The sequence below is a fragment of the Ruegeria sp. BHSC043 genome (assembly GCF_059612985.1).
This window is the reverse complement of sequence record NZ_JBXWRS010000008.1, coordinates 92,150-104,462: the sequence shown is the minus strand read 5'-3', so window position 1 is coordinate 104,462 and position 12,313 is coordinate 92,150. Positions and strand designations below refer to the sequence as shown.

Annotated in this window: 6 protein-coding genes and 3 pseudogenes; 2 read left to right on the top strand and 7 right to left on the bottom strand. The window is 56.7% G+C overall.

Going from position 1 to position 12,313, the window contains the following annotated elements:
• Positions 1-202 precede the first annotated feature (202 nt).
• Positions 203-961: pseudogene (locus AC2FMM_RS13215) on the top strand (IS5 family transposase).
• Positions 962-1,009: 48 nt separating this feature from the next.
• Here AC2FMM_RS13215 and AC2FMM_RS13210 read toward each other — a convergent pair.
• The 4 genes and pseudogenes from AC2FMM_RS13210 to AC2FMM_RS13195 all read right to left on the bottom strand — a co-directional run bounded on the left by AC2FMM_RS13210 (position 1,010) and on the right by AC2FMM_RS13195 (position 5,708).
• The gene (locus AC2FMM_RS13210) at positions 1,010-1,798 is read right to left on the bottom strand and encodes a sulfotransferase family 2 domain-containing protein (protein ID WP_496796797.1); all 789 of its coding nucleotides are present in this window, start codon (positions 1,796-1,798) and stop codon (positions 1,010-1,012) included.
• 116 nt (positions 1,799-1,914) lie between these two features.
• Positions 1,915-3,113, bottom strand: a pseudogene (locus AC2FMM_RS13205) (IS3 family transposase).
• A 254-nt stretch (positions 3,114-3,367) separates the two neighbouring features.
• Positions 3,368-3,660 (bottom strand): annotated as a pseudogene (locus AC2FMM_RS13200) (transposase); the annotation flags it as partial.
• Positions 3,661-3,746: 86 nt separating this feature from the next.
• On the bottom strand, positions 3,747-5,708 hold the full coding sequence (locus AC2FMM_RS13195) for a right-handed parallel beta-helix repeat-containing protein (protein ID WP_496796796.1): 1,962 nt from the start codon (positions 5,706-5,708) through the stop codon (positions 3,747-3,749).
• A 517-nt stretch (positions 5,709-6,225) separates the two neighbouring features.
• Between AC2FMM_RS13195 and AC2FMM_RS13190 the strand changes: the two genes are divergently transcribed.
• Entirely contained in the window at positions 6,226-7,503 is a 1,278-nt protein-coding gene (locus AC2FMM_RS13190; protein ID WP_496796795.1) for a right-handed parallel beta-helix repeat-containing protein, read from the top strand.
• A 14-nt stretch (positions 7,504-7,517) separates the two neighbouring features.
• Here AC2FMM_RS13190 and AC2FMM_RS13185 read toward each other — a convergent pair whose 3' ends face one another.
• The 3 genes from AC2FMM_RS13185 to AC2FMM_RS13175 all read right to left on the bottom strand — a co-directional run bounded on the left by AC2FMM_RS13185 (position 7,518) and on the right by AC2FMM_RS13175 (position 12,073).
• Positions 7,518-9,722: a hypothetical protein gene (locus AC2FMM_RS13185; protein ID WP_496796794.1), complete on the bottom strand. Its 2,205-nt coding sequence runs from the start codon at positions 9,720-9,722 to the stop codon at positions 7,518-7,520.
• 65 nt (positions 9,723-9,787) lie between these two features.
• Entirely contained in the window at positions 9,788-10,555 is a 768-nt protein-coding gene (locus AC2FMM_RS13180; RefSeq protein ID WP_496794870.1) for a TylF/MycF/NovP-related O-methyltransferase, read from the bottom strand.
• Positions 10,556-10,639: 84 nt separating this feature from the next.
• Entirely contained in the window at positions 10,640-12,073 is a 1,434-nt protein-coding gene (locus AC2FMM_RS13175) for an oligosaccharide flippase family protein (RefSeq protein WP_496796793.1), read from the bottom strand.
• Positions 12,074-12,313 lie beyond the last annotated feature (240 nt).

Sequence of the window (12,313 nt, the reverse complement as noted above, 5' to 3'; positions counted from 1 at the left end):
AGACTCACCGCTTTGACTAAACAACAACCGATCTCATTCTGGGTTCGGACGCTGCACACTGAATGCAGCAACGTCGGAAACACCCTGATCGACAGAATAGAAGCAAGTACGCACGTTGGCTAGTAAACAGGTCTTCTTAGGGTCAGGACCCCTTGGGTTCTGGGTGACGGCGTGTTTCATGGTTCAAAAACGAGCGGTGAACATGTCTGATCTTTTTTGGCTGACGGATGCACAGATGGCGCGTCTTGAGCCTCTCTTTCCGAAGCCCCACGGCAAACCCCGCGTCGATGATCGGCGTGTTTGAAGCGGTATTATTTTCATCAATCGCAATGGGTTAAGATGGTGCTATGCGCCTGCAGCTTATGGTCCGCACAAGACACTCTACAATCGCTGGAAGCGTAGGAGCGACAAGGGCATCTTCGGCCGGATGATGTCTGGTTTGGCCGCCGAACATGGCGAGACGAAGACCGTGATGATCGATGCCACCTATCTGAAGGCACACCGCACCGCGACCGGCATGGGCGTCAAAAAGGAGGGTGTGGACGCCTGATCCGTTGTCCGGCAGGCGATTGCAAAGCAATCTGCCGAGAGGGGCCGAACCAAGGGCGGCATGAACACCAAGCTGCATGCCATCTGCGACAGCCAGGGACGACCAATTGACCTATTCGTCACCACCGGTCAAGTCAGCGACTACGTCGGCGTGTGGGCGCTGCTCAGCTGCCTGCCGAATGTGGATTGGCTGCTTGGCTACCGCGGCTATGACGCGGATTGGTTCAGAGAAGCGTTGAAAGACAAAGGGATACGCGCATGCATCCCTGGCCGGAAACAGCGAAAGAAACCGATCAAGTACGACAAGCGCCGCTACAAACGACGCACCAGGATCGAGATCATGTTCGGCCGGCTCAAGGACTGGTGGCGCGTCGCGACCCGATATAACAGATGCCCGAAAGTATTCCTGTAAGCTATCGCACTCGCCGCACTTGTCATTTACTGGCTTTGTGTCCTGACCCTAAGTACTAATCGTTTCAAGGGCCGAGTTATGTAAAATAATGTCACGGGCATAGTATTGTTCAACAAAGTCACGAATCTGCCGTGTGACGAAAATGGAAGAGGATGTGCTACTCGGTTTCATAACTATTTGTCGCGCCGATCGCCTTAGCCCTTCATACACTGGAACGGGAAGTACCCGTTTGGCCAGCGCACTGCCGCTATACATTGTGCTCTTCAGTATTGGGAACCGAAAAACAGTTGTCCGGTTGGCGTGCCCAATGTCCAAGGCGTTAGTGTCAAGCTGATTTGCGAGATCCGTCATAAAACAATCAATATGTTCGACGGGATACAGGTTCCTGACCAGTTGCTTGCCTTCAAACTCTACGAAGTCCGACTGACGAGCGAAGTGGATATACTCCGCCGTAAAAACCTCTGGTTCTGATTGGAGATACGTGATGACCTTGTCTATTTCTGCGCACAATTCCCTTTCCTCAAATCTGGCGAACTCTTTTCCCAAGTACATTTTAGCGCGCTGAGACATGGCGGAGCCAAATCGTTGAAACGGGTCCCGCAAGAGCGCGTAGCTTTCATAGCTCTGAAGCTTTCGAAACGCATCCGGGTCGATCATACGGAGCAGTGGCAGCGGCAAGTGTCGGTAGTCGATTGTGCCCAGACCAGGAAGATAACCAACGGTTTGCAAGAATCGTTCATCAGCGTCGTGAAACGGTAGGATAGCATTTCGCACCGATGTGCCGGCGCACTTGGGGATGTGCACAAAAACAAATTTATGACGATCAGATAAGATCATAGCGGAAGTACCAAGAACACCAAAATTTGCACTGCTAGCTTTGTTCGAAAACAAGCGCAAAAACAAGGTGTCTGAGCTGCTCCCCAATCCTTGGACAGTTTCCAGCGTAAATTAAGCTACTGCACGCTCCTGCTGACCGGGTCGGGTTTCGTTGTTCTCAGCCAATAGACCACGGCTAGAGGTTGGCCGCCAAGGGCTGAATGGGGGCGCTTGCGGTTGTATAACTCGATGCATCTCCCGACGCCGGCCTTTGCCTCTGATCCGACCTCCTAGGCGTGCAGATAGACGCACTCATATTTCAGGCTCCGCCAGAGCGGCTAAACGAAGATGTTGTCGAGGAACCGGCCCTTGCCATCCATTGCCGGCAAGCGATTGCGCGCAATCGCCGAGAGTGAGATACGGATACCAGAGCGCCGCAACCGATCAGTTCAGGCAAAGGACGTGAACAACGATCACTGGTCGGTGTTCATGATCTCGGGTGGGCCGCACCTGGCGATAGCCTCGTTCAGCGCATCGACGCAGAAGTCTGCCTGCAGCGTGTTCGAGATGCGCCAGGCCAGCACCTTTCGGGTGTGCCAGTCCATGATCGCCACCAGATACAGGAACCCACGCCGCATCCATGGCCCGTCAGGCGATTTGCAAAGCAAATCTGCCGAGAGGGGGCAGGTAGGTGATGTCGGCCGCCCAGACCTGGCTGGGCCGCTCCACCCGCAATCCACGCAGATAAGGGTAGATTGGGTGGCCCTTCGCGGCTTTGCCGCCTTTCGTACATGCTATGCATTTGCTACCGGACAGCGGGTATTGCGCAGCAATGTCCCGAAAGGCTGCCGCCCGCCAAAGAACGGTGTCTCAAGGAATTGTTCATCAATTTGGCGCATGAGCGCGAGGTTCAGCGCAATCTTGCCCTTGGGCGTGTAATAGAACGACGACCGCGAGATCGAAAGTAGCCTGCATTGCTTACCGGTGGACGGCTTCAGATTGGCTGGTTCGATTATTTTTCCGCCTCACTTGCCGGTCCACGGCTTGAGCTTTCTGGAAAAAAATCGTTGGCAACGGTCAACTCCCCGATCTTGGCATGCAGTTCTTTCAACTGCTCTTCGTCGATCTCGGGCTTCTTGGAGCAGCCGCGCTTGAACACGCCTGACGCGCCTGATAGCAGGGCGTTCCTCCAAGCGTGGATCATCGTCGGATGAACCCCGAACCGGCTCGCGCGCTCCGCCACCGTCTGCTCACCCTTCAGCGCTTCCAGCGCCACCTTTGCCTTGAACTCAGGCAAATGTTGCTTCCGTTTCGACATCTCTGATCTCCGTCTCATCAAAGATCAGCAGACAGCAAATCGTAGCTCACGTAAGTGTCCGATTTTCGGAGGGGCAGCTCAGAATGCGAGGCTCTACATGACGACGAAAAGGATGATCGACGCGCGGAAGACCCGCTCCGAAAGCGGGCTCCGTGCCCGAGCACGCTAATTGGGAACGACGCGTGCGGAACTCATCATGGCCTGGCCGGACAACCAGCCCACTCGCGAAAGGCCTGATACACTTATGCTATACTGAACGTCATCAGGAAGAACCTTGCGCAGGCGGGGCGAACCACACATTTCGCTAGATGACGTCCTGTCACCTGCGACATCTCCTTGTCCAGCAACAGGTCAGCCACGATCTTCTTCAGCCACGCATTCTCCTGCTCCAGCTCCCTAAGCCGCTTCATCTCTGACGGCATCAGCCCGGCATTCGTCTTCTTCCAATTGAAGAACGCCGCCGAGCTGATCCTAGCCTTTCTGCAGATTTTCGCGACAGCCGTTCTGTCCTCCGCCTGCTTGGCGAGAACGCCTACTGGGTGCCCGTGAACTTCGATGCTTTCATGCGTTTCCGCTCCTCTCTCAGCCAGGGAAATCTATGCAGAAAACTCTAACGGGGATCGAGGGCGTCTCCTGGGGTCACATCAGCGGTCAGCCGAGCAGACTATCGTCGTAGACCGTGGTATCTACAAATTGGACTTCATCGTCGATAGCAAACTTGCTGATCTTTCCTTCCACATCACGCCCCCATGGTGTCCCAAGTGTCCAGCCGTACTCTCGGCCTCCGGAAAAGTCGAAGTCAACATCACTTCTGTCGATGACGACCTGCCCATCTACGAGCACCTGCAGTCGGTCCGAACTCTGGTCAACCAGAACCATGATTTCGTGCGTTTCCGTGTCGTTCAAACCGATGTTTGTGGCCTTGAAGCCTTTGTGAAACTTGGCGTCATTGTTGGCGACGTGAGCAATGAGACCGTCGTCCGTGAGCGTTAAGCCTATCTTCTTGTGGTTCCAGACGAGTCGTTGTGCGCTTCCGTCAGCGACATCCCGTGCAAACTCTACTGTGAATGCCAACTGATCCGACGCCTCAAATTCGTTCAAACGCCCAAGCTTCACGTAGTCGTCAGAGCCGTCAAGATGAATAGCGGGCCCATTTTGTGTATCTACGACGATAGCGTCACCTTTGAAAACCGCTTGGCCACTATTCGCCGCCCCGGCGATGTCCAGCACAAAGTCATCAAAGACCATTATCGGCGCTTGATCTGCATCGAGCTGAACTGTGCCCGGATCTAGAAGCGTTTCTCCGGGAGCCGGTTGTTGCATCCCATCGTCGGGTGCTGTTGTCCCGTCATCAGGTGCGGTTGAGCCAGCGCTTGGTTGGATGACTCCTGCCGTAATTCCTGAAGACGGCGGAGCGGTAACGGCCGTGGTTCCTACCCACGCATCGTAGGAGATAGGGGATTGAATCGCCGTCATATCAGAGCCGGCGTCATAATTGTCGGCGATGCTTCCGGTTTTGACACTGAACTGATTGTAACCGTCCTGTGCAGCGATCGCATTGTACGAAAACACATTGTCGTAGTACCCGGCACCGCTGGGATCGGAATTTTGCACAAAAGCATTGCTGCTGACACTCCAGTCCGGTTGCCCACTGTAGCCGACGACGGTCGAAACGATGTTTTGGTCGATCGTAACGTTCTGAGACCCGCTCGAAACGTTGATTTTCGGAACGGATACGCCGCCGGTCAAGCTTCCGGAAACTGCAAGAACCGAATTGTCGGTAATCGTCAGGTCCTTCGCGCCCGACACAGTGATCCCGTGCGTATGACCGTTGTAAATCGTATTGTTGTCGATCAAAACATTCGTGTAGAACATTGAGGGGTCGCTTGGGCTGGATTTCCCGTTGCCCATAAAGATCGACTGGGCGTAGTCTCCCGACCCCATGTCAAGCACATTGCCTTGGATAGTGATATCCCCGCTGGGTCCGAGAAGCTTTGAAAACTGAATGAAGTCTCCGTGGTCGCCCGAATTCAGAGATCTGTTGAAATCATGGATATAGTTATTTTCGATCACGACCCGCTGAACGCCGTCGAAATACATTCCGTCTGAGCGAATAGAATGGATGTTGTTTCCAGATACCGTGATGTCGGTGCTGGATCCGACATTCATAGCCTTGTACCAGTTCAGAAATTCGCTGTTGGTAACTGAAATCTGCGAACTGCCACGAATGTGCAGCCCCATACCCGTTCCATATCCGTCAGCCGTCGCGGACACGCCTTGCGGCAAGTCTCCCGAGAATACGGACCCAGTGATATCGATGTTGGTGCTGTTGCTGATCTGGAAGGGTTTGTAACTCTGCGATTGACCATTGAAGGTATAGTCAAACACCACGCCATCAAAGGCGACATTTGAGGCGCCATTCAAACGCATCTCCGAAATTTCGGCAGGATTATTTGCGTCGGCCGACTTGATAGTGACGGTTGATGCATATTTTGTGCTGATATCCAACCTGCCATAATCACCGGCGGCAAGAAGGATCGTTTCTCCGCCCGAAGCCTGAGAGAGTGCCTGCTTCAACTCCGCAGCGGAGGTTACTGTTATTGTCATCGACATCCTACACCTATGTTTCCAGAAGCGCTTCGTTGCAAAGCGCCCGACATCCCGCTCACCCAGGTCGGATGGAACTGCCGCATGGCGGCAACACGTTGGCCGAATTGAGGCCTTGTTTGGAAATTACTGCCGAATTGAGGACAATATCGTCCTCCTGCCTTCATTTCCGAGCAAATTGGATACTCGTTACCAGGAATTGTTCCACTTCCCTTTGCGGTTGTGCGTCTTTTCCACAATTGATTCGCCTGGCGCAACAATGGACACAAAATCGCCATATTGCCGGCAGCTATTTGCAAATCATCTGCACTCCTCGGCGGTGAGTTGCCGGATGCCCCAACGTCAATATGCCTCTGAGCCGGTTGAATCCAAATTTCGCTCTACGGCGATACCCGAAAGCCCGGGTTCGTCCAGAGGCATGAAAACCTGCGGATCAGCAGCTGGTCCTTAGAACGAACGGGCGCGTTGGACATGATCGTTCCTTGAAACTAAACTCGCCGCAATCAGCGAAGAGTTCGAAGTCATGCCCATTAAACAAAAGTCAACGATCGCCCTTTGGCGGTTACGCTATCTCTGTATTATATTCTTTGTGATACCCGAATTTCTGTCGGCCGCGCCGGCGTGCACGGGCGCGAAGATGACTGCCTTCGGCTCGGAGGCTCGAGCAGGGAAAACCGTGAAGGACGCGGCAGGGCTTTCCGCCGCTGTGGCAAGCGCAGAGGGTGGCGAAGTATTTTTGCTATCGGGCGGGAGGTTTGGCGCTTTGACAATTGGCAAAGTTTTTCCAAAACCTGTCACAATTCGTTCGGCCGATCCGTCATCTCCCGCTTGTTTTTCGGAACTGCGTCTTGAGGGAGCCGCAAACGTCACTCTCTCAGGGTTGGTTTTCGACTATGCGTTCGAGCCGGGTGACAAAGATTCGATCAGCCGATTCACCATCAACAACAGCCGCAATATAGATGTTTCAAAATCGGTATTTGACGGAGATTATAAGCTTGGCATAGGGCATGGCCGCGGCCTGCACATCAAAAACAGCGTTGGTGTTGCTATCACAGACAGTGTCTTCCGAAAATGGTGGAAGGCCATAACCGGTTCGAATGACGTCAACGTGACGCTGCTTCGCAACCAGATATACGACATACGGGCCGACGGGATGATGTTTACCGGCATTGATGGCTTAAGGATCGAAGGTAATAGGGTGCACAACTTTCGAGCCAGTTCGGGGAGGGATCACCGAGATATGCTCCAAATTACGCGCAGTTCCGGCAGGCGCAGCACGGACATAGTGATCCGGGACAACATATTCGACATGGGCGCGGGAGACTACACACAAACGATCTTTATGGGGAAAAGCGGAAAAAACCTGAATGATCCCCTGCTGCGCCACCAGAACGTCATGATCGAAAACAATGTCATTTACAATGCGCATATCCACGGCATTTCAGTAGCAGGGGCCGACGGACTATCAATTCGCAGGAACACGGTAATACGCGTGCCGTTGCCGAAAAGCGGGAAAAACACGATACCGCGGATCAACGTGTGGGCGTCTACTTCTGTCGTTATTGAGCAGAATGCGGCGAACCAGATTAACGGCGATACAGGGAAACCCGACTGGGTCGTTCTGAACAACGCCCTCATTCAGGATCAATCCCCCTCGGCGCCCGGATACTACGACCGTGAGTTCATCTACTATGCCACCGGAGCAACCGACGGCTACAATGAATACGGCGTGCGCCCCGGTGGCCTGATCGACCAGCTCGACGCAGGGTCAACGCTGGTAGAGACCTATCCGACCCGCTAGTTCGGCCGATTTCGTCACGGCTGTTCGAGTTCAGAGGCGGAGATCGGGCCTCGGGTGAAGACCACATGATCCTGATCGCTGGATCGCCCTTTCAGGAAATAGATCGCACGTCCTGGATAGGCAGCGGCAACGGTCCGGTTGCTTTCCGGCCCCAAGTCCATCGCAAACAACGGGCTGTCTGCGCCCGGGGTGAAATCGTTCAGCCAGAAGGCGCTACCGTATTCCCGGTCTGCATCGGTCGAAATAAACATAAGGCTGTTGCGGTATGCATCCTGACGGGCCAGCGTTTCGTATTCGTCGTGATACCCGTTGATTTCGGGATACCGGTTGAAGCCCAGCCAGCTTTCGAACACCAGAACCGAGCACAGGCAGAGAAACGCGACGCCCGCGCCGATCCGCTGCTGCGCCAGCCCGTCGGGGTACAGTTGCGAAAACCTGCGCGCAGCCGTCGTGATCCCCAATGCCGTCAGGATCAACAGCGGGACGCTGGTCATGAACCAGTATCGCGGCCCGGCGAAATAGCCGCCATAGAACCAGAACAGCGCGTACAGGCAGATCGTGGTCACGACGATCAACGCCATCCCGCCGGCAAATCTGCTCCAACGGCCCCACAAGACGAAGAACAGCACAAAGGCCAGCGAGGCTCCACCCCAACCGAACAGCGAAAAGTTCAGTTCATAGAGGTTTTGCTGGCTGTTGATCAGCCCCTCAAGCGGGCTGTGCCCGGGAAAGACATCGACATTGCCCCAGTCCGGCGCGCCGATATCCGGCCCGAAGCCAAGCGCGTTGGATCCCGGCCCCCAATATTCTTCGTAATAGGCGTTCAACGGCGTGGTCAGCGGGTCGCCGGTCAGATAGGCGTTGTAGGGAAAAATCAGCCCGCCCACGACGATACAGCCCAACCCATAGGCCAGAACCGTGCGCCAATGCCGCCGGTCCGCAAGGAATGTCAGCGTCCAAAGCCCGGTCAGAACCCCCATGAACAACCCTTCCAACGGCCGTGTCATCAGCAGCCACCCCATCAGCGCGCCGGCGATGAACGGAAAAATCACAGACGGCTTTTCCCGGGCCTTCAGCAGAAGGACCCAGGCCCCCAGAACCAGTGCGTAAGTAAAGGTGTGGATCAACTGAGTGGCCGCCATCGAGATGATCCAGGGCGATACGGCCATGAGCAGAACCACCAGGTTGGCCGTGCCCCGGTCGGTCATCTTGCGGGTAAAGACGTGCAGCAGCAGAACGCTGATGCCAGCCAGAACCGGATTGACCAGCCAAGGCGCCCCCAGCTTGACCCCCAGCGCCAGGGCTGCCGCCCAGCCCGGGAAGGTCGTGACGAACCAGCGGTCCTGATAGGTATCCATCAGATAGTGGTCGAAAGCCTGGGTCGATGGCGGCACCGGCAGGGTCAGCAGCCCATCCGCAAGATAGCGGGCGTGGAACTGGTACAGAATATCGTCCAGGTGCGGGACGCCCTCCAAAGCGGCCAGACTGACCAGAAGGGACATCAGCAACAGAAAGACCGCCCCACAGATCGGGACAGCCCTGTCGAGCCTTCGGACCTGATCGCCGCTGCCCGGCAGGCTGAGGTTTCGCGCGACCCGCTGGGACAGGTCGCGCAACCTATGCGCTGGCAGGGACATCATGATAGCGAGGAAGCTGGCCAGGTTGATGCCGATGAAGGCCGAACCGATGACGACATGTTTGACCAGCCGGGGATAGTTTTCGGTCGCTACGAAGCCCATCGCGCCCTTTGCAGCGATCACCAGAATGGCCAGGAAGATCGCCACCCGAAAAACGCCCAGATCGCGCAGCACTCGTGGCGCCTCGGCCAGCGCGCGATGTTTGAACAGGACCAGGGCCGCAACGGCGGACTGCGCCAACACGGCCCCCATCATTGCCACGGAAAAGACGTCGGACCGGAAGCGGACGTTCTGAAACCACGTCGGCTCTCGGACTGCAAGCTGAGCGCCAAACCCCACAAGGAAGGTTGCCGCAGTCAACCCGGCCGTCTGCCAGGGCGTGCCCAGCGTCAACGCGACCCCGAACAGCGCCACGGCCGCGACCATGAGCCACCAGCATTCCACGCCTCGGAGCACGGATAGGTCCACCGCACCCCAAAGAGCAAAGGCAAACAAGCCCAGGGCCAGCATCGCCACGACAACCCGGATCGCCCCGAATGGCCAGGCCTCGGCCCGGCTCGAAGCTTGCATGTTGTCTTCCATTGCACCCCTCCCGTTTTGCGCAACCGGTTTGTCAGAATCCCTGGGCCAGAGCACCCGGAGCCCCGTCAACTTGCTCCGACGTCGACGACCAGAAACAGCTTGCGGATCAACGGCGGTTCGCCCCAGGAAAACAGCTGGGCGCATTTCACGTCGTATTTTTCGACGATCTCCTTGTGGGCCCGGCTTTCGCCAGCGGTCCAAAGATCGGTGTCGCCCCAGTCGTCATAGCCGATCAGCGTTCCCGGGCGGATCAGGCGGTGTTCGAACATGAAGTCCAGAACATCCATCGTGCTGTTGTAGAGGTCGGCATCGATATCGACATAGGCCGCGGGCTGAAAGACGCCGCTTTCCACCAGTTCGGGGCGCAGCGTTTCGGAAAACCACCCCTGGTGGATCGTGCATCGATCGTCGGTCATGTCCATGGCGGCCAGTTTTTTCTTCAGCTCGGGCAGCGGCGCGGAGAAGGCACCGACATTCCACACCGCCGGAACCTGGATACCCGGGTCTTCCTGGGGCAGACCTTCGAACGAGTCGAACAGGTGCATGAACGGAATCTCCATGCCGCGGTTCTGCAGGCCCATGACCAGCCCTTCTACTGTGCTGCCATGGGCAACGCCGAAACAGTAGAACTGACGCTTGTCTTTCAGCGTATCAAATCGCGCAAGATACCAGGGAATCAGCTGCCGCCACGAATGGATGCCCCATTTCATCTCGGCGATTTCATCATCAGTGAGGTCCAGATCGGTCGTGGCCATCAGCCGTTCGACTGGCCATTTGCGCGCCACGCGGCCCCATTTCACCAGAAACAGCTTTTTCTTGATCCAATCGATCATCACGTCCTCACACTCATACCAAAACCTTACCAAAACGAATTCAAACAAGCTTAGGGCACAATCCGGCGAACTGCACCCTTTCCTTTATGGCGGGCTCTGCAGAAACGCCCGCAACCGGTCCACCGCACGCGGCATGAAGCCCAGCAGAATAACCCCTGTCGATACCACGCCGATCCCGATGGCCGCGGCGACATAGATCGCATCGGGGATACGCCCCAGCATGGCCAGCCGCCAGCCGCCCACGACAACGGCCATCCCCGCCGCCAACAGCAACGGCGCGACCAGCATCTTGCAGAACTGAATGGGTCTGATTGCCTCGGGGGCGTGCGCGGCCCGCATCCGCAGCGGAAACGCCAGAAGCGCGCGCAGCGCCACCGCTGCCGCGGCCGTGACCGGCCCGAATTGGCTGGCCAGTCCGATCAAGACGAGGCCCAGCACCGCCTCGGCCCAAGCAGCCCAAAGAAGCGGCTGCACCCTGTCGAGCGCCAGCAGGTAAGCCTCCTGGATCGAACTCAGCGCAATGATTGCATAGGCCAGGCACAGGAACGGCAGGATGCGGCTGGCTTCATGCCATTCGGGACCCAGCAAAAGATCGACCAGCGGAAAGGCGATCAAAGCCAGCCCGGTATAGGCGACAAAACCGCTGAGTGCGGCCAGCTCGATCAGGTCGAGGTAGAAATCCGCCGTCGACTGCCGGCTCCGCCGCAGCGCCGCGATTGCCGGTTGCCCGACCCCCTGCAGGCTTTTGACGAACACGGTCAAAACGATCTCGGACAGTCGGGCCGCAAAGGCGAACAGGCCGACGGCTCGCGGATCGGCCATGTATCCCAGCATCACAGTGGGTGTCTGAAGAATCACAAGGGTGATAAACCGCAGCCGCAGAACTTGCGCCCCCAGCCCCTTCACCATGGCGAAATCGGATCGCGACGGCCATTTCTTGGGCACCCAACCCGCCGCGAGGAATGCCAGCAGACTGTTCACACCGATTTCCGTCAGCCGTTGGCCAACAAGGCTCCAGGCACCAAAACCCTTGGCCGCCATGGTGATGCCCACCACTCCGCCGGCCGCCACGCCGGCGATGGTGCGAATGGCCAGCGCCTTGAAGGCCAGCTGGCGCCGGAGCAAGGCTGTCGGCACCCCGGCGGCGGCTATCATCAAGACTGTCGGACTGGCGGCCATCAACAAGGGTTTGACGATGGGCTCTTGGTAAACAAACGCCGCGATGCTGGCGATTGTTGTCAAAATCAGAACGATCGCGACGGCCAGCCCCAGCAGAACAACCCATGTGGCCTCAAGCCGCCCGGGCTCGATGACCTCGCGTGCGACGATGCCTTCGGTGATCGTATCGCGCACCAGAAATTCGCCCAGAAACAGGAAGGCAAAAGCCATGGACACCACGCCAAAGCTTTCCACGCCGATGAGCTTGGCAATCACCAGAAAAATAAGCGCTGCCGCAATTTGTTCGAGCCAGCTGGCGACCGTGCTCCATGCCACGTTCTGGGTGAACTGCCGTTTCATTGGTTTCCCGCTGCCGCCGATCGCTTTCTTGGTCCCTGCCCCGCAGCCGTCAAAACCGGGCGGGCCAGAGACCTGAAGCAAATGCGTGCATACCGGTCCGAACCTGTCAATCGCCCGTGTTGACGGGTGAATGATTTGCGGTCAGAGTTTTAAGGTGCGTCTCGGACGTTTCGGCCTTTCTGTCGCGGCCCTGCAGGCAGAGAGACCCTTGGTGAGTATACTGATTGAATTGGTTTGAAA

Coding starts and splice junctions, on each gene's coding strand:
- AC2FMM_RS13185 (WP_496796794.1), bottom strand. CDS start 9,722: ATGGAAGACAACATGCAAGCTTCGAGCCGGGCCGAGGCCTGGCCATTC.
- AC2FMM_RS13195 (WP_496796796.1), bottom strand. CDS start 5,708: ATGTCGATGACAATAACAGTAACCTCCGCTGCGGAGTTGAAGCAGGCA.
- AC2FMM_RS13190 (WP_496796795.1), top strand. CDS start 6,226: ATGCCCATTAAACAAAAGTCAACGATCGCCCTTTGGCGGTTACGCTAT.
- AC2FMM_RS13175 (WP_496796793.1), bottom strand. CDS start 12,073: ATGAAACGGCAGTTCACCCAGAACGTGGCATGGAGCACGGTCGCCAGC.
- AC2FMM_RS13180 (WP_496794870.1), bottom strand. CDS start 10,555: ATGATCGATTGGATCAAGAAAAAGCTGTTTCTGGTGAAATGGGGCCGC.
- AC2FMM_RS13210 (WP_496796797.1), bottom strand. CDS start 1,798: ATGATCTTATCTGATCGTCATAAATTTGTTTTTGTGCACATCCCCAAG.